The sequence below is a fragment of the Gordonia sp. NPDC003504 genome (assembly GCF_053587995.1).
Window position 1 is genome coordinate 435,778 of the sequence record NZ_JBSFPC010000002.1, and the last position, 22,882, is coordinate 458,659.

Here is a 22,882-nt window from a genome sequence, read left to right on the forward strand (position 1 = left end):
AGCCACTTCGCTTTCGTTGTGCTGCTCGGCCGACGTAAGGGGCCGTGGGTGGTTGCGCCGGTACGGCGAACCCTTCTGACAGACATCCGGGGGCTCGGTTGCGAACTCTCCGTAGCTCTCCGGCGGTGTCTGCAATCAAGATTGCCACAGGGCAAACCCGCAGGTCCAGTCGGGTTTATCGTGCGAAAGGCGGCCAGCTTTCGCGAAGATTTTGCAAATCTTGCGAAGGTGAGAGTGTGAAAACACGGCCACGCTCGCAAAAAGTACGCGCGTACTGGGTTTTTCCCATCGTACGTGGCCGACCCGACGTGCACACGCCGAGGCGCCCTGGCCGCACACGGCGTCGTCCGCCCCTCACCCGCTGTGACGGGATTCACAGGCAAACGCCGAAGGGCCGGTGTCCTCCCCGCGACCACGCCGGTTCACGGCATGTGATCAGCGCCGACACCGTCGTCAGGTGTGACCTTGCGCCGCGGTGGTCACGGCGGTGCCGAATAGCGTGACGAACTCCTCGCGGGACATCGGCGGACGTGCCACGGGCGCCGGTGCAGGAGGCCGCACCGCGTCGGTGGTCTCGCCCGACACCGTCAACGACACCGTCGCCGGCGACCGCACCGGCACGCCACCGGGCCGGGTGAGCAGCGCATATCCGCTGTAGGAGACGGCGGTCTGCACGCCCTTGTCGGGAAGGGTGGTGGTGGTCGCCGACTCCACGACGTGCATCTGTTCGACGTCGTCGGCGTGATCGGTGAGTGGCGGCTGCGGCAGGACGGTCGACACGGTGACGATCGTGGTGCCGGCCAGGTTGCCCTGCCGGATGGTCGTCTCGGTACGCGCGCAGGCTCCCGTGGTGGCGGCGATGTCCGCACCGAGATCGCGTGTCTGCATGGTCACCAATTCGACGAGATTCCCGAAACCCGACTGGGCACCGAGGACCGCGGTGTCGGCCTCGGTCAGCCGATGATTGAGGTCGGCGTCCGCAGTCGGCCGGCACTGCGGCGGGGTGACGGTGGTCGACTGTGCCGCCGACAACTGCGTCGCGTTGGCGTCGATCAACTGCTTCACGGGCAACTGCACCGGGGTGAAGCCGGCCGGCAGCCCGGCCGGGTCGAGGAGCAGATCCGCGGGGGCCACCGAGGCGGCCGGGACCGTCGTCGCCTCGTGGGAGCATCCCGCCGCGAGGGTCGCCGTCGCCGACAGCGCCACCATCACCCCGAGGGTCCCGACCGTCGATCTGCGCCGAAGAGCGCGCTGCACCCGCACGCGGTCACCGTATCCTGTGGAACACACGCCCTGGCACAAGGAGGTGGGGCGATGCCGAAGACGTATGTGGGCTCTCGCCTGCGTCAACTGCGCTCCGAGCGCGGGTTGTCCCAGGTCGCACTGGCCCAGACCCTGGCGATCTCACCGTCGTATCTCAACCAGATCGAACATGACGCGCGGCCGCTGACCGCGGCGGTGTTGGAGAAGATCACCCAGACCTTCGGGGTCGACGCGGGATTCTTCGACTCCCAGGACGATGTGCGTCTCGTCGCCGAGCTGCGCGAGGTGCTCCTCGACGACGACGTGGAGGCACCCGATGCCGCCCACGACGCGCAGGGGATCAGCACCATGGTCTCCGGTCATCCCGAGATCGCGGCCGCCATGGTGAACCTGTATCGCCGCTACCGGATCGCCACCGATCAGCTCGCCGCCGCCACCGACGAACGCGGCGACCGTTCCATGCGCGGCGCGATCAGCGCCCCCCACGACGAGGTCCGCGACTACTTCTCCCAACGCCGCAACTACATTCACGAGCTCGACGTGGCGGCCGAGGAGATGACCACGCGGATGCGGATGCACTCCGGCGATGTGCGCCGAGAGATCATCGACCGGCTCGAGAAGCGCCACGGCGTGACCGTCGCCCGCCGCGTCGACCTCGGCGACTACGTGCTGCATCGCTTCGATCCGGCCTCGCGGCGCCTCGAGGTGTCCGCGGCGTTGTCGGCGGGACAACGGGCCTTCAAACTGGCCGCCGAACTCGCCTACCTGGAATACGGCGACCTGATCGGGCAACTCGTCGACGAGGGCAACTTCAGCAACGACGACGCACGCTCGCTCGCCCGCTACGGACTGGCCAACTACTTCGCCGGCGCGGCACTGCTCCCCTACGCCCAATTCCACGGCGCCGCAGAAGATTTCCGCTATGACATCGAACGCCTCTCGGCCTTCTACGCGGTCAGTTACGAGACCGTATGCCATCGCCTGTCCACCCTGCAACGCCCCAACCTGCGTGGCATCCCGTGGTCGTTCGTCCGCGTCGACCGGGCCGGCAACATGTCGAAACGGCAGTCCGCCACCGGATTTCACTTCTCCGCATCCGGTGGCACCTGCCCGCTGTGGAATGTGTACGAGACGTTCGCCTCGCCGGGCAAGATCCTCACCCAGATCGCCGAGATGCCCGACGGCCGTGAGTATTTCTGGATCGCCCGCACCGTCGAACGACGCGCCGCGCGCTTCGGCCAACCGGGCAAGACCTTCGCCATCGGCCTCGGCTGCGAACTACGCCATGCCGCCCGCGTCATCTACTCCGACGGCCTCGAGATCGGACCGCAGGCCCGCATCACCCCGATCGGCGCCGGCTGCCGCGTGTGCGAACGTCAGAGCTGTACCCAACGCGCCTTCCCGTCACTGGGCACCGAGTTGCGGATCAACGAGCACGGCTCGACGGTGTCGCCGTATATGACGGTGTGACTCACTGTCGGCGCAGATGCTCGGTCGGCGCCGCGCCGTCGCCGGGGTCGACCCGTCCGTCGGCCGCCAATCTGAGCCGGGTTGGATGCCAACCACTTTCGCGCAGATACATCGGAGTACTCGGGGTACATGAACGCCTCGACGAAGATCGGCTTTCTCATCTCCGATGTTCTGCACATGGTGACCGGCGACGAGACCCTGAATGTAGTACTGCCCCTCCGCAGCCTTGGGCGCCAGTGCAATTAACGCATTCCGCCGGGCTCGACCTCGACGAATGCTGCCGAAATCGTCTTGGCGGCTGGGAAGGTGTTCACGTCGAAAACACTGATGTCTCCCACGGTCTTTCGGAAGTTCACGGCGTCGACATCCTGCGGTGTGTGCGCGAACCAGTCCGACAGAAGAAACGTGAAATTCTCCGAGAAATCCGGGTCACTGAAGACCAGCAAGAACTCGACGCCACCCCTCGAGCCCCTGGATCGAGTGCGGGAGCCCGGCCTCCAAGCTCCACAGATCGCCGGCCTTGACGTCATCGATGAACGAGCGTCCGTGCTCGTCAATCGCCGTCACGCGACAGCTACCGACCAGCACTGAGCCCACTCGACTTCCTTGTGCCAGTGCAGTTCTCGGTATGCCTCTGGCTCCAGTGCCATGTTCACGCCAGCGACGTCGGTGGACGCGTGGGTAGTTAAGTGGTCCTTTTTCGGAACTGGCTCAGAATTGAACACCGCGTCATTGAACACCGCGTCCTGGAGCGGTCGACTTCGGATCGGCGTGGTCTCACGCTTGGTGATCAAGGAGCCGTGCTGAATGGCCTGCTTCTCGGCGGGTCTCTCCACGACCACCACGGCGTACGCGTGGCAGCGACACAGCCTTGGAGTTCACGAATCGACGTCTGGGCGTGGCGAACGTCGATCGATGGGGTTGCATCGGCGAAGTCTGTGTGTGGGTGCGTTCTTGGTCATCGGGTGGATCGGCCCTGGGGTCGGCCCTCGTCGGTGCCGGTGGCAGCGGCGATCGGCCTGGGGAGTGCGGTCGGCGACCAGATTCGCAAGGCGCGTCCGGTGATTCGCCGGTAGACGTACTCCGCCACGAAACTGAGCACCAGCACCACGATCAGGGTAATCCAGGTGCTCGCGGGTCCGGTGGTGATCGCATAGCCCAACAGCAGGCAGAACAGTGCAAGATTCAGCACGATGGCCAGAACAAGAATCCATTTGTTCGCACCGGTGTCACGATGCACTCGCAGGTGGCCGACGCTGACGGTACCGTAGACGATCAGGAAGGCCAGGCTCGCCATCTGTCCTACTGCTGCCAGCGGGAAGAATATGACAAAGGCACAGGTCAGGGCGCCTGCAAGCAAGAGGCCCCAGGTTCCACTGCGCCATACTCCACGAGCGAAATACGACGGCATCTCACCAGTTTTCGCGACGGTGAACGCTAGATTGGCGTCGCCGAACAAGGTCGCATTCACCCCTGACGCGGTCGCCAACAACGCAGCAGCACCGACTACCACGAACCCGAACTGACCCAGTACGGCGCGACCCGCGTCGGAGAGCACATGCCCCTGATTGGTCTCGATATCCGACAGCGACATCACCATCACCACCAGCGAACTGACCACGACGTAGACAAGAATCACAATGAACAGGGACTGGTACATGGCGCGCGGCAATTGTTTCACCGGGTTGCTCATGTCACCGGCCGAATTGGTGACCACACCGAATCCCTCGTAGGTCACATAGAGCAGTCCCGCGGCAAAGAAAATTCCGATGATCCCGTCGCCACCCACCTGATCGAAACGCCCGGGCTCGGCTTTGAAGCAGGCAGCCACGACGAAGGCGGCAATGATCGCGAGTTCGGTGGCGATCACAAACATCTCGGATCGGCCGACCAGTTTCGAGCCGAGCACGTTGACCAGGATCAGTACCACGACCAGGCCGACCCCGATGGCCTTTCCCGACCATTCCGGGGTGTCGAAGGGCAGTAGGTGACGTGCGTAACCGGCGAACCCGGCTGCGTAGAGAGCCATCGCGATGATCCAGCCGAGGAACTGGAAAATGTTGAGACCACCCGCGACGATTCCGTCACCGAAGCACCGGATCAGAAATTCCGCAGCGCCACCGCGACTCGGAAATCGGGCCCCGAGCTTGGCATACGAGTACACACTGAAGAGCGAAACCATGCCGCCCACAAGAAAAGCCACCGGTAGCCACACCCCAGCGGTCGTCGCCGCCAAACCGAGCAGGGTGTACAGACCGGCACCCATCATCCCGCCTACGCCGATCGCGGTCGCCGAGGCCACGCCGATGGCGCTTTTGCGAACCGGCTGAGTTGACGACGTCATGTGCTCACTTTCTCGTTTGGGCGGCATGGGCGGGATGCGGCCGCACCATGGCGACCTCACGCAGATCCTGCACGAACATCTCCTCGGCCTTGTTCCACGGGCCCGACCGCCGGTCGATGGCCTTCTCGGCCACCAGCCGCACCGCGCCGAGGATGAACACCCACACCACGCAGTACGCCAAAGTCACGCCCACCATCTCCCAGGGCAGCGCAGTCATCAGCCAGCCGAATCCGCTCATCAGAATGGCCAGAATCTGGGTTCCGGCGATCGCGGCGACAAGTTGCCACGACGGGAACGGCCGCAGGAAGAACCACCGCTGCGCACGGGTGACGAAGATCAGCAGGTGCCCGCCGGTGACGAGTTGCAGGAACACCGCCGTCTGGATCTGATCCATCGCCAGGTGCTGGTCGCCCGACCACGACGCCACCCTGAATAGTCCACCGCTGACCTGCGCCGCGCCGTAAACGAGGAACAGCAACCCGAGAGACTGGATCACCGAAAAGAAGCCGAGCACAGCGGAATTACCCAGAACCTTCGGCATCTGCCACCGAATCGGTTTCTTGCTGACCGGGGTGTTGTCGTAGGCGATCGTCATGATCGGCACATCGTCGAGCAGCGAGATGATGACGATCATGACCGCCGTCAACGGCTGGAAGCCGAGGATGAGTGTCGCGAGGACAACCAGAAACATGATGTCGATCGTGAGGGCGACGCGGTAGATGGTGTAGCTGTTCACCCGCCCGAAGATGCGCCGCGCCTCATCGATCGCGCTGTTGATGACCGAGAGGCCGGGCGCGGTCAGGATCAGCGCCGCCGCGCCGCGCGCGGCATCGGTGGCACCCGAGACGGCCGTGCCACAATCGGCCTGTTTGAGTGCCGGCGCATCGTTGACGCCGTCGCCGGTCATCGCGACGAGATGACCACGCTGCTGCAACGACTTGACGATCGCGTACTTGTGCTCCGGGAACACCCGGGCGAATCCGTCGGCTTTCTCGATCGCATCGGCGATCGCCGGTGGCACGCTGTCGGGATCGAAATCGGCCGGGAAGACGTCCCCGGCGGTCAGGATGTTGGTGCCCAAACCCAGTTCTCGTGCGGTTTCGACGGCGATGGCGGTGTCGTCACCAGTGATCATCCGCACCTCGACACCCTTCTCGCGCGCCAGATCGATGGTCGCTTTACTGTCATCGCGGGGCGGGTCGAACATCGGCAGCACCCCGAGCACCGACCAGCTCGACCCCGGTCGTCGCACGATTCGGCAACGGCCAGTGCGCGATTGCCGTGGGCGGCGAGATCGGCGACCGACGTCGTGACGGTGGCCGACACATCGTCAGCGGCATTGGCCAGGTCAAGGATGGCCTGCGGAGCGCCTTTCGCGACGATCTTGGCCGTCCCGTCCGCGGAGCGGACCAACGCCTTGGTGTACTTGGTGACGGGATCGAACGGGGTGAACTGCTGCACGGTCCAGGCAGAGACGGCGCCGGGGTCGGCCAACCCCGCGATCACCGCGTCGTCGATCGCATCGTGGTCCTCGGCACGCGAGGCGAGTGCGCCGGCCAGGATCACCTCCGAGCCCTGCGTGGCGGCCACCAGGATCGGGTCACCCAGGGTGAGCTTGTTCTTCGTCAACGTGCCTGTCTTGTCCGAGCACAGGATGTCGATGCCCGCCATCTCCTCGATGGATTGCAGACGCGAGACGATCGCCTCCTGTTTCGACAAAGCGAGCGCGCCGAGTGCCATGGTCACCGAGAACACCGCGGGCATCGCGACCGGAATGGAGGCAACCAGCAGGACCAGCACGAACTGGACGATGCCCAGTGCCTTGTTGACCTGATCGCCTGCGCTGCCCGACCATTCGGTGTCGAAGTTGTGGAACACCTCGAACAAGACGAGGACCGCCGCCAACGCGACGGCGACGATGATCAGGAAGTTACCGATCTGGAACATCGCCTTCTGGGCATGGGAGATCGTGCCCGCTCCCGCGACCAGCTTGGCGGTCCGGCCGAAGAAGGTGCTACCGCCGGTGGCGATGACCACCGCCGTGGTCTCGCCCTGCTTGATGATCGACCCGGAATACGCCTCGTCACCGGCGTTCTTGCGAACCGGAACCGACTCACCGGTCAACGCAGACTATCGATCGAGACGTCCGCGTCGCCGAGCAACCGCAGATCCGCGGGCACGATCTCGCCGAGGCGGATGCTCACCACATCGCCCGGCACCACGGCATGCGAGGCGATCGTGGTCCACGAGCCCGCGCGCATCACCGTCGCCGTCGGCGCCAGTCCCTTCTTGAGGGCCGCGAGCGCACTCGCCGCCTTCCGGTCCTGCCAAAATCCCAGTGCCGCGTTGAACAGCAGCAAGGCCACGATGATGATGAAATCGTCCCAGTGCTGCAGCGCCCCGGAAACCACCGCCGCGATTTCGATCATGTAGGCGATGGGACCGGTGAAGTAGGAAAGGATCTGGCGCGAGACTCTGCGTCTTCTCCGGGATGCCATTGGGCCCGTATTGCGTCAGGCGCGCTGCCGCCTCTTGTTCCGTCAGACCTGAGTCGGCGGAAACACCGAGATGCTCAAGAACATCGGGCAGCGGCGCTTTTTCCAGATCGATCGCCAATGTTGTAGGGGGTGCGCCAGTTGCTGCTGTGCTCTCATGAGACATGGCGATACAGTATCGGGTAAATTGTCCACGCGCTCGAATTGCGCCCGCGCAGTGGACTTTCGATTCTTCGACAATGTCCGGGCGTGACGGAACCTGACAACGAAAGGTCCTGGACATGGTCAACTGGAGTGAGGTGGCAGCGAAGACAGTCGTCGAACCCGGCCAAAAGGTAACCCTGCCGGACGATTTCGACGCCGCACGACACGACCGGCAACTGGGCAAGGCAGGTGGGCTCGCGGCAATCGAACATGCCAAGGAGACCCTGTTCGATCTCCAGGACCGCTTCTTCGCCGCCGCCGACCGCTCGTTGTTGATCGTGCTGCAGGCGATCGACGCCGCGGGCAAAGACAGCACCATCAAGCATGTGATGTCCGGCGTCAATCCCGAAGGGGTGGACATCTACAGTTTCAAGGCGCCCTCACCCACCGAACGCGCTCACGATTATCTGTGGCGGCATCAGTTGGTCCTACCGGAATTGGGTCGAATAGCCGTGTTCAATCGGTCGCACTACGAGAATGTGACCGTGACCCGCGTTCACCCGGAGATGTTGTGGCCGAAATCAGCGGTGTTGAACAACGACGGTCTCTGGCATCGGCGGTACAAGCAGATCAACGAATGGGAGCGCCATCTCACCGACAACGGCACCACGGTGGTCAAGCTATTCCTGAATGTGTCCAAGACCGAGCAAGGGCGCCGATTCCTCGAACGCATCGACCGTCCCGAGAAGAACTGGAAGTTCTCCCCGACCGACCTCACCGAACGCGGGTACTGGGACGACTACCAGCACGCGTTCAGCGAGATGCTCAGCCACACCAGCACCGACCACGCTCCGTGGCACGTGATCCCGGCCGACCACAAGTGGTACAGCCATCTGTGCTCGCTCGCGGTGATCGTTCATGAACTCGAGAAGCTCGACCCGCAATATCCCGACGTCGCAGCCGACGTCAAGGCACACCTGGCGGACGCGAAGAAGGCTCTGCTCGCCGATCCGTCCATGTCCGATTCAACGGTGTCCGATTCAACGTTGCCCGACTCGTCGGATACCGGCACCTCGAAGTGAGCAACTCACCACCGATCACCACCCAACTCAAGGGTTTTCTTCCGCCGTGGCTGATGGGCTATGCCATGGTCGGCATGGTCGTCAGCGGCATCGTCCCGATCCTGCTGCCGCTGAGTGTGGAGTCCACGGGGACCTTCGTGGTGGGTGCGGTGGTCGCCGCGTTCTATCTCGGCACCCTGCTCGCGCCGATATTCGGCAGTTTCGCCGACCGTACCGGCTCACAGCGACTGGTCTTTCTGGTCAGCTTCCCGGTGATGGCCGTCGGGGCCATCGTGTTCGGTCTGGTCGACAACGCGGTGGTGTGGTTTTTGTGCATGCTGGTCGCCGGTGCCGGCGCCGGGGCCGCGCAGATCACGGCGAGCATGTTCATCGTCGAAGGGCGTCCCCACAGCGAATGGAACGACCGTATCGGATGGATGCGGCTGGCCTTCGGCGCCGGCCAGGTTCTCGGACTCGCGGTGTCGGCGTTGTTCACCCGGCACCTTGACGTCGGGTGGTTCGTGGCCGGAGGACTCGTCGGTATCGGAACACTCCTCGGCTCCCTACGGTCGTCCGAGCCGCCGATCAGCTGTTGGCGCGACTGCTCGCCGACGACGTCGACCGCGACCTGTGCGCCCGCACGGCCGCACGGCTGGACATCTCGGCGCCGGCCGTCCGATCCGGAGAGAAGCTGCCGCCGTTAAATCTCGAAGGCGACATGCTCATTCGACTGTGCATGCTGGAGTCGGCCATGTGGGCCGACCTGCCGCAGATTCGTGAGGACCGTGGACCCGGGGGACGGTCGCGGCCTGCCCTGCCCGGTCCGGCGCTGCTCACCTCGGCCACACAGTTGGCATTGTCCACGGGTGTCGCCTACGCGGCGTTGTTCTATCTGCCGGTGCCACGCGGATATTGGATCGCCCTCACCGTCGCCCTCGTGATGAAGCCGGATCTGGGATCGGTGTTCAGCCGTGCGGTGCTGCGCAGTGTGGGCACGGTGGCGGGTGCGGCCATCGCCGTCCTGGTCGGCCTTGTGATCGACGGCCCGGCGGCGACAGCGGTTGTGATCGGAATCGTCGCCGCCTTCCTACCGTGGGGCATGGCGCGCTCCTATCTGTGGCAGGCGATCTTCATGGTGCCGCTGATCATGTGGCTGATCAACCTGGTCGCTCCCGCGGAATCCCTTCGCACGCTCAGCGAGGCCCGGTTGTCCACCACCATCATCGGCGGCCTCATCATCTTCGGCTACCTGATCTGGCCCTCGATGCGCCGACCGCAGATCGCCCGAGAGTTCAACCGAGCGCTGACGGCACTGGCCTACTATGCCAAAGTTGTTGCCGACGGGGCCGCTCCCGCACAGGTCACCGCATCCCGACGCGACACCTACCGGAAGCTCGCCGATACGCGAGTCCACCTGCAGCGCAACCTTTCCGAGCCTCCACCGGCCGGCGCGGATGCCTGGTCGTGGATTCCTGTCGTCGCCGGCGCCGAGCGGGTCGCCGACCGGATCACCGCCGCATCGGCATCACGGACCCCGACCTCCGGCGACGACATCGCCGCAGTCGCGGCGACCCTGGAAACGCTGAGCCAGGCGTCACCCCGGCCTCCGGTCACCTCGGCCAGCGAACCCCGACCCCGCCGGCGCACGGCGGACAAGCCGCCGATCCGTCCGTCCGTGAGATGGCCGACGAACTCGCACACCTGGGGTCGATGCTGACCAGGGGTGGCCCGTCCCAACCCGAGGCGAGGTAGCCTCGTCCCGATGATCGACCAGACACCTGCGACCGCGCAGCGTATCGGGCTGACCGCGTGCCGTGGCCATGCTCATCGAGACCTCGAGCGCCAACTCGATCATCGGCGAGATCTGTCGTGCCACAGCGGGACCCAGCCGTGCATGAGGTACGTCGAAGAGCGCGACGATGTAGGCGTCGGGATGGTCGGCGATCACCGGCGCGAGGTCGGCCGAGTCGCGGGGCACCGCTGCCACGATGGCCGATGGCCGTGAATTGAGGGTGCGCACCGCACCCTCGGGGCGTGCTGCGGGTTGCTCGTTCCTGCCGGCGACGGCAGCTGCCATCGTCGATCCGCGGGGCTCGAGTGCAAACACGGTCCCGGCCGAACCGGCCAACACCACGGCGGTGATCAGGCTCGACTCCCTCGCGGATGCGGGGTGTGGGGGGCGCGGCAGCAGCCCGAGGGCCGCTAGTCGTCAGACGATCGAGTCGTCGAGATCGGCGGTCGCGTCGACGACGATCGGGGTGAAATCGGGTGTCGGGTTCACCGCCGGGTCAGAACACCATCACCCGGACGTTCTCCGCGACGCACGCCGGCTTGTCGGCGCCCTCGATCTCCACCGTATTGCGCACCACCATCGTCACACCCTTGGCACCCTCCTCGATCGAGGTGATCACCGCATTGGCCCGGACCCGCGAGCCCACCGGAACCGGATTCGGGAACCGCACCTTGTTCAACCCGTAATTGATCACAAGCTTCGGGCCCTCGACGGTGAAGATGGACCCGGCGAGCATCGGCAGCAGCGACAAGGTCAGGAAACCGTGAGCGATCGGCGCACCGAACGGACCCGACGCCGCCCGCTCGGGATCGACATGAATCCACTGATGATCACCGGTCGCGTCGGCGAACTGATTGACCCGCTCCTGCGTGATCTCCAGCCATTCGCCGGAACCGAGATCCTCGCCGATCGCGGCCTTGATGTCGTCGAGGGAGGTGAACACGCGCGGTGTGATGGTCGTCATAATCGCGGTAGTCTACCGTGACACCATGAGCACCCCACGGATCGCTCCCGGCGGCCTACGCGACCTCGGTCCGATCAACTGGGCGTTCAGTCGCATCGCCGCCCGCGCCATCGGCGTGCACGACGCCCACATCTTTTCCACACTCGGACGCACCCGCGGATTGTTCCGCGGCTGGCTGCACTTCTCGGCCCGGCTGATGCCGTTCGGGACGTTGCCGCGCAAGGACTCCGAGATGATCATCATCCGCGTGGCCCATCTACGCGGGTCGGAGTACGAACTCGATCACCACCGGCGACTCGGGAAGCGAGCGGGTATCGGCGACGACGAGTTCGGTCGCATTCTCGACGGCCCCGACGCCGGATGGGGTGACCGCGAACGCGCGCTGCTCCGCGCGGCCGACGAGCTGGTGACCGACTCCGACATCAGTGACATCGCCTGGTCGGCGCTGCGACGCCACCTCGACGAACGTCAGGCGATCGCCTTCGTGCTGCTTGCCGGCCAGTACGACATGCTGGCCACCACGTTGCACACCCTGCGCGTGCAGCCCGACGTGCGGGCCTGAGGCGGCCCGATGGAATCACCGGCCACCCGGTTGATGCGCAACCCCGTCTTCTCCCGCATCTACCAGAAGGCATGGCGACCGATCTTCACTCGCGGGTTCTCCCTGGGCGGGCACGCCACCGCCGACTACGACAAGGCACTGCGCGCCTATCTCTGCCGGCCTGGTGAACGCATGGTGCTCGACATCGCTTGTGGTCCAGGTAATTACACCCGTCACATCGCGGACGGCCTCACCGGCGACGGACAGGTTGTGGGCGTCGACTACTCCGCGCCGATGCTGGCCACCGCCGTCGCCACCAACAGCGCCGGGAGAGCATCCTATCTGCGGGTCGATGCACATGCGATCCCGTTCTCCGACAACAGTTTCGACGAGGTGATCTGCCTCGCCGCGCTGTATCTGATCCCCGATCCGCTGCCGGTCCTCGACGAGATGATGCGCGTGGCGCTTCCCGGCGGTCTCCTCGTCGTGTTCACCTCGGTCGCCGGCCCGATCTCCACCCTGCCCGGGGTGCGTACGCTCGCCGGCATCGGCGGATACCGCGTGTTCGACCGCGACGAGATCACCGGACGGTTGCGCGACCTCGGCGCCGAACACATCGAGCAAACCTTCATCGACGAGGGACAGTATGTGTTGTGCCGCAAGCCGAGCGGTGCCTGATACGTCCGTCTTGAGAAGGTTCCTCTTCCCTCCCGCCGATTCGCGCGGTACTGTCGACGGATCTCAATCCGGGGGGGATTGTGCACAACACAACGGGCCGACTGGCCTTCCTCAATGGTCTGCGCGCGCTGGCCGCACTGTTCGTCCTGGTGCACCATGCGTTCATGACGTCGTCGGTGCTGCCGCGTGGCTCCACCCTCACGGGATGGGAACGCTATGCCTTCTGGTGGGCGCAGTGGGGGCACTTCGGTGTCACGGTCTTCATCGTGCTCGCCGGATATTCCTTGGCGCTGAGCACAACTCGTGACGGTCGGCTGTCCGACGGCATGTTCGGCTACCTGCGCCGCCGGGCGCAGCGCATCGCGCCACCGTACTGGATCGCTCTGACCCTGACCATCGTGCTGACCGTGCTCTGGCTGCATGAGACCACCGGCACTCACTGGGATCTGTCGCTGCAATCCGGCCCCAAGGGGTGGATCGTCGACTACTTCCTGTTGCAGGAAGTGATCCCGGTTCACGATGCGTCGTACACCTTCTGGTCGGTGTCGGTGGAATTCCACATCTACCTGCTGCTACCTCTCATGCTGGTGATCCTGCGCTGGCGCGGATTGGCCGCCGCCGCCGTTTTCGGAGTCGGTGTGGGGGCGATCGGCATGATCACCGCCGCGTTCATCGACGACCGCGCCGGACGCTTGTGGCCCGCCTACTACCTGATGTTCGCTGCTGCCGCCGCGGTATGTCTGCTGGTGCGGGACCACCCACAGGTGGCCCGCCGGGTGCCGTGGCGGGTGGTGAGCGGGGCCGGTGCGGCGGCGTTGATCGCAGTCTGCGCGTTCGCCGATCCGCACTGGGTCGAGTCGAACTACCTGTGGTTGGACCTCTGTGCGGGCATCGCGACGATCGGTCTCATCGTGGCCATGCATCTGGGGACCGCGTCGAGGACCGCACAGGCGATGTCCTGGCGCCCGCTCGCCGGCATCGCGGCATTCGCCTACAGCATCTACCTCATCCACGCCCCGTTGCTGCAGATAGGGTGGCTGACGATGGTGCGGCCCCTGCACGCGGCACCGTTGGTCCAGTTGCTGATCTTGTGGGTTGTCCTCTGCCCGGTCATCGTGGCCATCTCCTACGGGTTCTACCGCGTCGCCGAGAAGCCCTTCGTACCCTCGTCGAAGCGATCCACATCGGTATCGGCGCCGGCCACCACCGATGCGACGGTGTCGGAGGATGCTCGGCGCTCGGCCGCACGGACCAGCGGCGCCACACCTTCGGCGAACCAGAATGCCTCTTCGATGTGGGGCTGGCCGGACAGGACGAAGTGATCGATGCCGATCGCGCGGTACTGTGCGATCAGGTCGGCCACCTCGGCGTGACTGCCGACCAGAGCGGTACCGGCACCCGGCCGCACCAAGCCGTATCCGGCCCACAGCCCCGGATAGACCTCGAGGTTGTCCACGTCGGCGTTGAGTGCGAGTTGACGTCGCTGACCCTCGGAATCGCTCTGCAACAACCGTTCTCGCGCCAACGCGATCAGCGCCGGGTCCATCCGGCCGACCAGCTTGCGGGCTTCGGCCCACGCCTCCTCCCGGGTGTCACGGGTGATCACGTGCGCCCGGATACCGAAGGACAGTTCCCGGCCGTACCGGGCGGCCCGCGCGCGCACGTCGTCGACAAGTGCGGCGACCTTCTCCGGCGGTTCGGTCCAGGTGAGGTAGGTGTCGACGGTCGCCGCGGCGGCCTCACGGGCGGGCTCGCTCGCACCGCCGAAGAAGACCTGAGGCGCCACGGCCGGCGGATGCCCGACCACCGCGCCGGTCACATCGTGGTGATCCCCAGTGAAGTCGAAGGGCGTTCCGGTCCAGGCCTGTCGCACGATGGTGACGAACTCACGCGCCCGGGCGTAGCGTTGCTCCTTGGTCAGCCGATCCCCGAAACGCTGCTGCTCCTCCCGATCGCCGCCGGCGACGATATTCAGTGCCAACCGGCCGCCGGAGAACTCGGCGAACGTCGCGGCCTGCTGTGCGGCGAGGGTCGGGGTGATCAGCCCGGGCCGGAACGCGACGAGGAACTTCAGCCGACTGGTCTCCTGGATCAGCGCGGCCGTCGTCAACCAGGCGTCGTGGCACCAGGTTCCGGTGGGCGTCAGGACCGACTCGAACCCGAGTCGCTCCGCGGTCCTGGCGACGAGGGCGAGGTAGTCCAGATCCGGGGGCCGCACCGCCGACGCGGTCCCCAGGATTCCGGCGGACTGCAGCCCGCCGATCACCTCCCGCCCATCTCCCGAGGTCGGCAAGAACCAGTGAAAGTGCGTGTCGCTCATCGACTCTCCGATCCGGCGGTGGTGGCGCCGCCGACCAATGCGCCGACGCCGAGATGGGCCAGGACCCGCTCCCGCAGGGCGACGAGTTCGGCCGCATCACGTTCCCGCGGACGGGGCAGGTCGACCGTGACGTCGTGCGCGATCGCCCCGTCCTCGAGCACCAGGACCCGGTCGGCGAGGACGACGGCCTCCTCGACGTCGTGGGTGACCAGGAGGGCGGCGAAGCGGTGTCGTGCCCACAACCGGGTGAGCAGACCATGGGCCTCGAGCCGGGTCAGCGCATCCAGCGCTCCGAAGGGTTCGTCGAGCAGCAGCAGATCCGGATTGCGCACCAGCGCCCGCGCCAGTGAGACACGTTGCGCCTCACCACCGGACAACGTCAGGGGCCAGGCTCCCGCCCGATGCGAGAGTCCCACCTCGGCCAGCGCGTCGGTGGCGCGAGCATCGGCGTCGGCGACCTTGAGGTTGAGAGAGACGTTCTTGTCCACACGCCGCCACGGCAACAGCCGCGGTTCCTGGAAGGCGACCGCCCGGGACCCGTCGACGGTCAACTCACCCTCGTGACCGGGATCGAGTCCGGCGATGATCCGCAGCAGCGTCGACTTCCCGGAGCCGGAACGTCCGACCAGAGCCACGATCTCACCGGCATGCAAGATCAGGTCAATGCCCTCGAGCACGTGGACGTCACCGAAGGAACGCGACAACCCCTCCGCACGCACCACCACCCGCGGGCTCATCGGGTCACCCGCCAGCGCAGCAGGTAGCTCTCCAGCCCACGCACGATGGAGTCACTGATCAGGCCGAGCAGAGCGTAGATCACCAGGCCCAGGACGATGATGTCGTTGCGGAAGTAGGTGCGCGCGTTCATCACCAGGTATCCCAGCCCGGCGTCGGCGTTGATCTGTTCGGCGACGATCAACGACAGCCAAGCGACCCCGAGCGACAACCGGAAACCGGTGAGGGCACCGGCCATCGAGCCCGGCAAGATCACGGTGCGCGCCAGACCGATTCGGCCGAGCCCGACGGAGCGTCCGGCCTCGATGAGTTTCGGATCGACGCCCTTGATCGCCGACACCAGGTTCAGGTACAGCGGGAACAGCACGCCGAGGGCGACCATGTAGATCTTCGGTTCCTCACCGATCCCGAACCACACCACGAACAGCGGGATCAGACCGAGGAACGGGACCGTCCGCAGCATCTGCAACGGCGGGTCAATGGCGAGGTCGGCCACCCGGAAGAAACCGACGAGCAGGGCCAGCGAGACGGCCACCACCACACCGAGGACCAGTCCCAGGCCCACCCGCTGCAGCGAAATCGCCAGTGCTTCTTGCAGACTCCCGTCGGCCCAGAGTTCCTGGGCGGCCGCCCACACCTGCGTTGGCGGCGACAACTTCGCCTCGGGGATGACCCCCCGCACGGAGAGGAACTGCCACAGCCCGAGGATCACCAGCGGCGAGATCAGCCGCAGCCAGGAGCCGGCCCGCAGACGCGGCAGACGCGACCACAGCGAGCCGCGGTGCGCCTCGGCCGTCACATCGCCCGCCCCCTCGACCGCCGTTCCCGATACCCGCCGATCGAGCACGATCTGGGTCATCGGGACGCCCCCGCGCCGGTCACCGCGGCATTGAACTGCGGATCGAAGTAGGCACCGGCGTCGGAGGCCTTCGGGATCTCGCCGGCCTTGGCGAACAGGTCGATCAGCCTCTGCTGCTTGGCGATCTGCTCGTCCCCGATCGCGACGAGGGTTCCCGACGAGGTCGCGAAGGTCGCCCGGGCGACGGGTTCAGGGAGCTTGGTGAGCTTGCTGTAGGTGGGAATCCAGGCATCCTCGTGGGTGACCGACCACTGGTTGGCGCGGGTGATCCGACCGATGAGGTCCTTGATCGCGGCATTCTTGCCGGAGTCGGCGAGCGCGGATTCCGGTGCCAGGTAGTAGCCCTGCTGGGTGGTCAATTCGGCACCGTCGGCGATCACCTTGCCGTGGGCCTGTGTCTGGCCGACGGTCGCGAATGGGTTCCACACCGCCCAGGAATCCACCTGGCCCGCGGAGAACGCCGAAAGCGCCTCGGTCGGTGACAGATACGTCGCCTCGATGTCATCCGGACCCAACCCCGCCTGTGCGAGCAGGGCCAGCACCAGACCGTGCGAACTCGACCCCTTGGCGAACGCCACCTTCTTACCCTTGAGCGCGGCGATGGAGGTCACCGACGAACCGGCGGGCACCAGCAGGAAGTCATTGGGTGCGGTGCGGGATTGCACCGCAACGATTTTCAGGGGTGCACCACCGGCCTGGGCGAACACCGGCGGGACGTCCCCGGTGCCACCGAAGTCGACCTTGCCGGCCGCGGCGGCTTCCAGCAGGGGTGGCCCGGATTCGAATGCCGCCCAGTCGATGTCGTAGGGCAGATTGTCGAGTTCGCCCGACGCCTCGAGCAGAGACCGGGTCTGCTGCACCTGGTCGCCGACGACGAGCGTCACCCGGCCGCCGGAGCCGCTCGCGGCGTCGTCGGAGGAACACCCCGTCACCACCGCGGTGACGACGGCAATGACGGCCACGACGGCCCCGGCAATTCTCGATGACATCAACAGTCCCTTCACACGCGCCATGACCCGGGCACGGGGCACGGCAATCCTTCGAGAGGGAATTCTGGTGGTGCCGGCCAGGACGGACAATTCGGCACATCCGGCCGGTGCGGACTCGGGCCGTCATCACCGCAGGTAACCGGGGAGATCGAGAGTTCTGTTCAGCGCGAGTCGATCTCGGGGACGATCTCAGATTCCCCGGTAGTCGCGCACACTCATCCGGGCGCCGCGTCGCTGCGGCGCGCTGCCGTACATCTCGATCATCCGGATGAGGCGATAGCGGTGTCCGGCATAGGGTTCGAGGAGTTCGAGCATCCCCGCGTCGTCGACGCGTTCACCGATGAGGGTCTGCCCCACCAGCGACGGAATGTGATAGTCACCCACCGGCACCGCGTCGGCGTCGCCGACCGCCCGGGCGCGGGTCTCGGCGACGGTCCACGGACCGACGCCGCGCAACACGTCGAGGTGGCCGGCGTGACGTTCGGTGTCGATGGTGGCCGCGCCGCGGATGGTGCGCATGCGTACCGGTTCGGCGCCGCTGCGGTGCCATTCCCACACCGGGATGTCGATCCAGGCCGACCGTGGCGGCGGGACCCGCATGTCCGCCGGCACCGGGCCCGGCGCGGGTTCACCGAATCGCCGGAGCAGATATCGCCAGGCCCGCCACGCCTCGGTGCCGACCACCTTCTGTTCCAGAATCGCCGGGGCGAGGGCCTCCCACACCCGGCCGGTGCTGCCGATCCGCAGTCCGGTGGCGCGGGCCGCGAGACCGGCGACCACCTCGTCGTGGATTGGCATCGCCTCGGGATGGTCATCGGCGCCGAGCGCGTCGGGCAGCGTCTCCAGCAGCCAGTCGGCGCCGGGCCCCCACGCCCGGCCCACCACGCGGTCGTGCTCGACGCGCATGGTCACGGTGCCCGGGCCGTCGGGAGTCCACACCGCGCGCCACACCGAGCCGTCACGTCCGTACCGGAACGCCGGATCGCCGCTGCCGCGTCGGTGCAGACCCACGGTCGCCCGCAGATCGAGTGGACCGGGCGGGGTCCACTGACGCGCGCGGGGCGAGGCTGACATCACCGTCCGACTCTACGGCCCCCTCCCCGGTACCGCGCCGCGCGATCAGGCACACAGCCGCGCGGGATGGGGTCCAAAGCCTCGTGCCCCGCCGCCGCGATCGGCACACACTGGAGGTATGAGGTACTCGAAAGGCATCGCCGTCGGTACCGACGGCTCGACGACCGCACTGGAAGCAGTGCGCTGGGCGGCACACACCGCAGCAATCCATCAGACCCATCTCGACCTCATCTACGCGATCGATGCCGTCTCTCCCCCGTTGATCGAATATGCCGTCCCGGAGGTGTACTTCGACGGTGCCCGCCAGGTCGCGCAGACGGTCCTCCAGAACTCGAAAGCCGTTGCGCTGGAAGTCGAGCCCGACCTGGAGGTGCACACCCACATCATCCGGGATTCGGCGCGCGGCGCACTCCTCGGACGCTCGCGGCACACCTCGCTGCTCGTCGTGGGCAACTCGGGCAGCGGGCGGGTCAGTTCCGCCCTGGTGGGTTCGGTGACCGGTGCACTGGCGACGCACGCCTCGTGCCCGCTGGCGGTGATCCGTGGCCCGGAATGGGATCGGCCACCGTCGGGCGTCGTCACGGTCGGCGTCGACGGTTCGGCGTCCGCACAGGTCGCCCTGGACTGGGCGGCACACGAGGCCGCCGAACGAGCCGCTCAACTCGACGTGGTGGCCGCGTGGGATTCGAGCGGATTCGACGGCCCGGACAACGCATTCGCCGATGCGTACGCGCAGATCGAGAACCACCTCGCCGACGACGTCGACCGGCTTGCGCGACGACTGCCACGGGTGCGGGTGACCACGCAGGTCGTCGACGACGATCCCGTCTCCGCATTGGCCAAGGCGGCGCAGTCCTCGGATCTGCTCGTCGTGGGCAGCCGCGGACGCGGCGGCTTCACCGGTCTGTTGCTCGGATCGACCAGCCAGGGCCTGCTCTACGCGACGCATCGCCCGCTCGTGATCGTCCGCTGACACACACGCATCACCATCGATAAGCACTCATGAAAGGTACGGTGCTGATTTCGTGACGTATCGCGCGCCAAAGTGTGACCAATTGCGCGAACGTCCAGGACTGATTTCATGTCGATGACATTCGCGGACGGGAAAATTGGTTGTGTGCACCGACTTTGGGCGACGTCGAAGGTCATCGGCCGTTATTTTCACAGCACTAGAATTGACATTGTCACGTACACCGATGCGCATTTGCGCACGAAGAAGATGACCCATGTGTACACGCGTAATCTGGCCCGACGCCAATGGCGCGGTCGTCGTCGGCCGCAATATGGATTTCCACAAGGATCTGATGACCAATCTGTGGAAGCAGCCCCGAGGCGTCACCCGTGACGACGGCGTCAAGGGCGAGCTGACCTGGACGTCGAAGTACGGCAGCGTGATCGCGGCGGCCTTCGACATCATCTCCGTCGACGGCATCAACGAAGCAGGCCTGGGCGGGCACATCCTCTGGCTGGCGGAGTCCACCTACGGTGAGCTCGACGAGTCGCGGCCGGCCCTGAGTCAGGCCGTCTGGTTGCAGTACTTCCTGGACAACTACGCCACCGTCGCCGAGGCGGTCGAGTGGATCGAGAAGACCGACGTCCAGGTCATCCAGATGCCCGATCCGACCGGCGGCAACCCGCCGACGATCCACCTCGCACTTGACGACGCCACCGGAGACTCGGCGATCATCGAGTACATCGACGGGCAGGCGAAGGTCTACCACAGCTCCAAGTACCACGTGATGACGAACTCGCCCACCTACGATCAGCAGCTCGAACTCCTCGGCCGCTGGGAAGGCCTCGGCGGCGACCAACTGCTGCCGGGTGACACCATGGCGGAGCATCGATTTGCCCGCGCCGCCTTCTACGCCACCCGACTGCCGCAGCCGAAGTCGCAGCTGGAATCCATCGCGAGCATGTTCAGCGTCATCCGCAATGCGGCGCAACCGTTCCGCATCCCCGATCCCGGCAAACCCGATGCGTCGCAGACCATTTGGCAGGTGGTGCTCGACCTGACCAACAAGCGCTATGTGTACGAGTCGACGACCCGGCCCAACGTCGTCTGGGTGGATCTCGCCGACCTCGACTTCAGTGAGGGTTCGCCGCAACTCAAGCTGGATCTCATCGGCAAACTCTCTCTGGAGGGCGGTATCGCCGGCAACGTCGCCAAGCATTTCGAGGACGAGGGCCCGATGACCTTCCTGTCGTTCAAGCTCCTCGAACAACTCGGGGCCGCGCAGAAGGCGCAGGCCGCGACGAGCATCAACGCGTGAAGCGGCAGTCATGCTGACCGAGGGCTCCCCATCGGGGTGATCGATTCGGGCGTGGGCGGGTTGACGACGCTCGCCCAGCTGTCGCACCTGTTGCCCGGCGAGAACACCATCTACTGCGGGGAACGTCGCGTTCATCAACCCGGCCAAGGACCAGGCCTGTGACGTGCGTCTGCACCTCGTGGGCGGGAAGCTGTTGCGTGACGGTATTCACGACTCCATCGGTACGGTGGAGATCAACACCAGCCGAACGCGACCCGTGTATGAGACGGTGCTCGGCGAGCTCGGCATCGAGCGACCCTACACGCTCACCGAGAAGGTCGACTTCGCTTCGGCCACCGCTGGTTCCCACTGATCGGTCGCTGGAGAAACGACAACGCGGTTCGTCCTCGGGGACGAACCGCGTTGTCGTATCGGAGCTTTCGTTATGGGTTGGTCATGATCACAGGTTGATCATGTGCCCGATCGCGCCGTGGAACGTCTCCTGCAGTGCCTCACTCATCGTCGGATGGGTGTGCACGTTGCGGGCGAGTTCCTTGGCGGTGAGGTCCCACTTGTGGGCCAGGGTGAGCTCCGGCAGCATCTCGGAGACGTTGTCGCCCACCAGATGTCCGCCGAGCAGTTCGTCGGTCTCACCGTTGGTGACGAGCTTGACGAAGCCGGCGGTCTCAGCCAGACCCTGCGCCTTGCCGTTGGCGCTGAACGGGAAGGTCGACACCTTCACGTCGTACCCCTCGTCCTTGGCCTGCGCCTCGGTGAGCCCGAACGAGGCCACCTGCGGCTGACAGAAAGTGGCGCGCGGCATGAACCGGTAGTCGCCGAGGGTCATGGTCTCGGCGCCGGCCATGGTCTCGGCGGCGACGACGCCCTGCGCCTCGGCGACGTGGGCCAGCTGCAGCTTGGCGGTGACGTCACCGATGGCGTAGATGCCCTCGACGTTGGTGCGCATATGGTCGTCGATGGCGATGGCACCGCGGTCGGTGAGTTCGACACCGGTCTTCTCCAGGCCGAAGCCGTCGACGCGGGGTGCGAAGCCGACGGACATGAGCACCTTGTCGACGGTGATCTCGCCGTCGTTGCCCTTGGGGTCCTTGTAGGTGACGCGGACGCTGTCGCCGTTGTCGGTGACGGTCTGCACGCCGGTGGAGGTGAGCACCTTCACGCCGAGCTTCTTGTATTCCTTGGCGATGGCCTTGGAGACGTCGACGTCCTCGTTGGGCAGCACGCGGTCGAGGAATTCGATGATGGTGACGTCGACGCCGTAGTTGGCGAGCACGTACCCGAACTCCATGCCGATGGCGCCGGCGCCGACGATGACGATCGAGGAGGGCAGCTCGCGGGTGAGGATCTGCGTCTCGTAGGTCACCACGTTGTCGGACAGCTCCACGCCGGGCAGCAGTTTGACGGTGGAGCCGGTGTCGATGATGACGTTGTCGAAGGTGATCTCGCGATCGCCGACGGCGATGGTCTTGGCGTCGGTGAAGACGCCGTAGCCGTCGATCTCGGTGATCTTGTTCTTCTTCATCAGGAAGTGGACACCCTTGACGATGCCGTCACTGACCTTGCGGCTGCGGTCGAACGCCGAGCCGAAGTCGAAGGAGACGTCACCGGACATTCCGAAGGTCTTCGCCTGATGGTTGAAGATGTGGGCGAGTTCGGCATTGCGGAGAAGCGCCTTGGATGGGATGCATCCGACGTTGAGGCAGACACCGCCCCAGTACTTCTCTTCGATGACGGCAGTTTTCATGCCCAGCTGGGCGGACCGGATCGCGGCCACGTACCCACCTGGACCAGCACCCAGGACAACTGTTTGAAAGTGTTCAGCCACGTCGACCACCCTACGTCGGTGCCTGATCATCGCGCATGACGTCCCCGGTACCGGCCGG

Annotated in this window: 21 protein-coding genes and 2 pseudogenes; 10 read left to right on the forward strand and 13 right to left on the reverse strand. The window is 65.7% G+C overall.

All coding sequences use genetic code 11. The features are described 5' to 3' along the window. Positions 1 to 453 precede the first annotated feature (453 nt). Positions 454 to 1,263, reverse strand: coding sequence for a hypothetical protein (locus ACWDPV_RS06235; protein ID WP_348810268.1), 810 nt, complete (start codon positions 1,261 to 1,263; stop codon positions 454 to 456). 51 nt (positions 1,264 to 1,314) lie between these two features. Here ACWDPV_RS06235 and ramB point away from each other — a divergent pair, with 51 nt between their 5' ends. Next, positions 1,315 to 2,733 (forward strand): acetate metabolism transcriptional regulator RamB, encoded by a 1,419-nt coding sequence (gene ramB / locus ACWDPV_RS06240; RefSeq protein WP_348810267.1) that lies wholly within the window; start codon positions 1,315 to 1,317, stop codon positions 2,731 to 2,733. 958 nt (positions 2,734 to 3,691) lie between these two features. On the opposite strand, the gene ACWDPV_RS06245 is transcribed toward ramB, so the two are convergent. From ACWDPV_RS06245 to ACWDPV_RS06265, 5 genes and pseudogenes are all read right to left on the reverse strand, one after another. Next, positions 3,692 to 5,077: an APC family permease gene (locus tag ACWDPV_RS06245; protein ID WP_449742191.1), complete on the reverse strand. Its 1,386-nt coding sequence runs from the start codon at positions 5,075 to 5,077 to the stop codon at positions 3,692 to 3,694. 4 nt (positions 5,078 to 5,081) lie between these two features. Continuing rightward, positions 5,082 to 6,284, reverse strand: a complete 1,203-nt coding sequence (locus tag ACWDPV_RS06250) for an HAD-IC family P-type ATPase (protein WP_449742192.1) — start codon at positions 6,282 to 6,284, stop codon at positions 5,082 to 5,084. After that, entirely contained in the window at positions 6,209 to 7,201 is a 993-nt protein-coding gene (locus ACWDPV_RS06255; protein ID WP_449742193.1) for an HAD-IC family P-type ATPase, read from the reverse strand. Before ACWDPV_RS06255 ends, ACWDPV_RS06250 begins: the two co-directional genes overlap by 76 nt. Then, a complete protein-coding gene (locus ACWDPV_RS06260; RefSeq protein ID WP_449742194.1) occupies positions 7,198 to 7,506 on the reverse strand; it encodes a P-type ATPase in 309 nt (102 codons plus the stop codon). The genes ACWDPV_RS06255 and ACWDPV_RS06260 overlap by 4 nt, the downstream gene beginning before the upstream one ends. A 55-nt stretch (positions 7,507 to 7,561) precedes the next feature. After that, positions 7,562 to 7,855: pseudogene (locus ACWDPV_RS06265) on the reverse strand (cation-transporting P-type ATPase); the annotation flags it as partial. Here ACWDPV_RS06265 and ACWDPV_RS06270 point away from each other — a divergent pair. From ACWDPV_RS06270 to ACWDPV_RS06280, 3 genes are read left to right on the forward strand one after another with little or no spacing between them, the layout of a single operon-like run. Beyond that, positions 7,854 to 8,798 (forward strand): PPK2 family polyphosphate kinase, encoded by a 945-nt coding sequence (locus ACWDPV_RS06270; protein WP_348810264.1) that lies wholly within the window; start codon positions 7,854 to 7,856, stop codon positions 8,796 to 8,798. The pseudogene ACWDPV_RS06265 and the gene ACWDPV_RS06270 overlap by 2 nt on opposite strands. Continuing rightward, positions 8,795 to 9,481 (forward strand): MFS transporter, encoded by a 687-nt coding sequence (locus tag ACWDPV_RS06275; protein ID WP_449742195.1) that lies wholly within the window; start codon positions 8,795 to 8,797, stop codon positions 9,479 to 9,481. The genes ACWDPV_RS06270 and ACWDPV_RS06275 overlap by 4 nt, the downstream gene beginning before the upstream one ends. A gap of 14 nt (positions 9,482 to 9,495) precedes the next feature. Further along, the gene (locus ACWDPV_RS06280; protein WP_449742196.1) at positions 9,496 to 10,494 is read left to right on the forward strand and encodes an FUSC family protein; all 999 of its coding nucleotides are present in this window, start codon (positions 9,496 to 9,498) and stop codon (positions 10,492 to 10,494) included. Positions 10,495 to 11,065: 571 nt separating this feature from the next. On the opposite strand, the gene ACWDPV_RS06285 is transcribed toward ACWDPV_RS06280, so the two are convergent. Next, the gene (locus ACWDPV_RS06285) at positions 11,066 to 11,533 is read right to left on the reverse strand and encodes a MaoC family dehydratase (protein WP_449742197.1); all 468 of its coding nucleotides are present in this window, start codon (positions 11,531 to 11,533) and stop codon (positions 11,066 to 11,068) included. Positions 11,534 to 11,558: 25 nt separating this feature from the next. Between ACWDPV_RS06285 and ACWDPV_RS06290 the strand changes: the two genes are divergently transcribed. From ACWDPV_RS06290 to ACWDPV_RS06300, 3 genes and pseudogenes are all read left to right on the forward strand, one after another. Then, the gene (locus ACWDPV_RS06290) at positions 11,559 to 12,095 is read left to right on the forward strand and encodes a carboxymuconolactone decarboxylase family protein (protein WP_449742198.1); all 537 of its coding nucleotides are present in this window, start codon (positions 11,559 to 11,561) and stop codon (positions 12,093 to 12,095) included. 9 nt (positions 12,096 to 12,104) lie between these two features. Then, positions 12,105 to 12,752 (forward strand): class I SAM-dependent methyltransferase, encoded by a 648-nt coding sequence (locus ACWDPV_RS06295; RefSeq protein WP_449742199.1) that lies wholly within the window; start codon positions 12,105 to 12,107, stop codon positions 12,750 to 12,752. Between the two features lie 164 nt (positions 12,753 to 12,916). Further along, positions 12,917 to 13,834 (forward strand): annotated as a pseudogene (locus ACWDPV_RS06300) (acyltransferase family protein); the annotation flags it as partial. Between the two features lie 53 nt (positions 13,835 to 13,887). Here the strand turns inward: ACWDPV_RS06300 and ACWDPV_RS06305 are convergent. The 5 genes from ACWDPV_RS06305 to ACWDPV_RS06325 form a co-directional block, all read right to left on the reverse strand. Continuing rightward, positions 13,888 to 15,072, reverse strand: coding sequence for an LLM class flavin-dependent oxidoreductase (locus ACWDPV_RS06305; protein ID WP_449742200.1), 1,185 nt, complete (start codon positions 15,070 to 15,072; stop codon positions 13,888 to 13,890). Then, on the reverse strand, positions 15,069 to 15,809 hold the full coding sequence (locus tag ACWDPV_RS06310; RefSeq protein ID WP_449742201.1) for an ABC transporter ATP-binding protein: 741 nt from the start codon (positions 15,807 to 15,809) through the stop codon (positions 15,069 to 15,071). Before ACWDPV_RS06310 ends, ACWDPV_RS06305 begins: the two co-directional genes overlap by 4 nt. Then, on the reverse strand, positions 15,806 to 16,666 hold the full coding sequence (locus tag ACWDPV_RS06315) for an ABC transporter permease (RefSeq protein WP_449742202.1): 861 nt from the start codon (positions 16,664 to 16,666) through the stop codon (positions 15,806 to 15,808). Before ACWDPV_RS06315 ends, ACWDPV_RS06310 begins: the two co-directional genes overlap by 4 nt. After that, positions 16,663 to 17,655 carry an ABC transporter substrate-binding protein gene (locus tag ACWDPV_RS06320; protein ID WP_449742203.1) on the reverse strand — a complete coding sequence of 331 codons (993 nt, stop codon included), beginning with the start codon at positions 17,653 to 17,655 and terminating at the stop codon, positions 16,663 to 16,665. The genes ACWDPV_RS06315 and ACWDPV_RS06320 overlap by 4 nt, the downstream gene beginning before the upstream one ends. Positions 17,656 to 17,844: 189 nt before the next feature. Next, positions 17,845 to 18,729: a DNA-3-methyladenine glycosylase family protein gene (locus ACWDPV_RS06325; RefSeq protein ID WP_348805346.1), complete on the reverse strand. Its 885-nt coding sequence runs from the start codon at positions 18,727 to 18,729 to the stop codon at positions 17,845 to 17,847. Between the two features lie 118 nt (positions 18,730 to 18,847). Between ACWDPV_RS06325 and ACWDPV_RS06330 the strand changes: the two genes are divergently transcribed. The 3 genes from ACWDPV_RS06330 to ACWDPV_RS06340 all read left to right on the forward strand — a co-directional run bounded on the left by ACWDPV_RS06330 (position 18,848) and on the right by ACWDPV_RS06340 (position 21,351). Beyond that, on the forward strand, positions 18,848 to 19,702 hold the full coding sequence (locus ACWDPV_RS06330; RefSeq protein WP_449742204.1) for a universal stress protein: 855 nt from the start codon (positions 18,848 to 18,850) through the stop codon (positions 19,700 to 19,702). A gap of 253 nt (positions 19,703 to 19,955) precedes the next feature. Continuing rightward, positions 19,956 to 20,999: a linear amide C-N hydrolase gene (locus ACWDPV_RS06335; RefSeq protein WP_449742205.1), complete on the forward strand. Its 1,044-nt coding sequence runs from the start codon at positions 19,956 to 19,958 to the stop codon at positions 20,997 to 20,999. A gap of 163 nt (positions 21,000 to 21,162) precedes the next feature. Further along, positions 21,163 to 21,351 (forward strand): hypothetical protein, encoded by a 189-nt coding sequence (locus ACWDPV_RS06340; RefSeq protein ID WP_449742206.1) that lies wholly within the window; start codon positions 21,163 to 21,165, stop codon positions 21,349 to 21,351. Positions 21,352 to 21,438: 87 nt separating this feature from the next. On the opposite strand, the gene lpdA is transcribed toward ACWDPV_RS06340, so the two are convergent. Continuing rightward, entirely contained in the window at positions 21,439 to 22,824 is a 1,386-nt protein-coding gene (gene lpdA / locus ACWDPV_RS06345; RefSeq protein WP_348805151.1) for a dihydrolipoyl dehydrogenase, read from the reverse strand. Between the last annotated feature and the right edge of the window lie 58 nt (positions 22,825 to 22,882).

Excerpts from the sequence above, each read along its gene's own strand:
- ACWDPV_RS06260 (WP_449742194.1), bottom strand. The coding sequence starts at position 7,506 with ATGATCGAAATCGCGGCGGTGGTTTCCGGGGCGCTGCAGCACTGGGAC.
- ACWDPV_RS06250 (WP_449742192.1), bottom strand. The coding sequence starts at position 6,284 with ATGTTCGACCCGCCCCGCGATGACAGTAAAGCGACCATCGATCTGGCG.
- ACWDPV_RS06315 (WP_449742202.1), bottom strand. The coding sequence starts at position 16,666 with ATGACCCAGATCGTGCTCGATCGGCGGGTATCGGGAACGGCGGTCGAG.
- ACWDPV_RS06335 (WP_449742205.1), top strand. The coding sequence starts at position 19,956 with ATGTGTACACGCGTAATCTGGCCCGACGCCAATGGCGCGGTCGTCGTC.
- ACWDPV_RS06310 (WP_449742201.1), bottom strand. The coding sequence starts at position 15,809 with ATGAGCCCGCGGGTGGTGGTGCGTGCGGAGGGGTTGTCGCGTTCCTTC.
- ACWDPV_RS06320 (WP_449742203.1), bottom strand. The coding sequence starts at position 17,655 with ATGTCATCGAGAATTGCCGGGGCCGTCGTGGCCGTCATTGCCGTCGTC.
- ACWDPV_RS06280 (WP_449742196.1), top strand. The coding sequence starts at position 9,496 with ATGCTCATTCGACTGTGCATGCTGGAGTCGGCCATGTGGGCCGACCTG.
- ramB (WP_348810267.1), top strand. The coding sequence starts at position 1,315 with ATGCCGAAGACGTATGTGGGCTCTCGCCTGCGTCAACTGCGCTCCGAG.
- ACWDPV_RS06325 (WP_348805346.1), bottom strand. The coding sequence starts at position 18,729 with ATGTCAGCCTCGCCCCGCGCGCGTCAGTGGACCCCGCCCGGTCCACTC.
- ACWDPV_RS06245 (WP_449742191.1), bottom strand. The coding sequence starts at position 5,077 with ATGACGTCGTCAACTCAGCCGGTTCGCAAAAGCGCCATCGGCGTGGCC.
- ACWDPV_RS06330 (WP_449742204.1), top strand. The coding sequence starts at position 18,848 with ATGAGGTACTCGAAAGGCATCGCCGTCGGTACCGACGGCTCGACGACC.
- ACWDPV_RS06270 (WP_348810264.1), top strand. The coding sequence starts at position 7,854 with ATGGTCAACTGGAGTGAGGTGGCAGCGAAGACAGTCGTCGAACCCGGC.
- ACWDPV_RS06295 (WP_449742199.1), top strand. The coding sequence starts at position 12,105 with ATGGAATCACCGGCCACCCGGTTGATGCGCAACCCCGTCTTCTCCCGC.
- ACWDPV_RS06290 (WP_449742198.1), top strand. The coding sequence starts at position 11,559 with ATGAGCACCCCACGGATCGCTCCCGGCGGCCTACGCGACCTCGGTCCG.
- ACWDPV_RS06285 (WP_449742197.1), bottom strand. The coding sequence starts at position 11,533 with ATGACGACCATCACACCGCGCGTGTTCACCTCCCTCGACGACATCAAG.
- ACWDPV_RS06305 (WP_449742200.1), bottom strand. The coding sequence starts at position 15,072 with ATGAGCGACACGCACTTTCACTGGTTCTTGCCGACCTCGGGAGATGGG.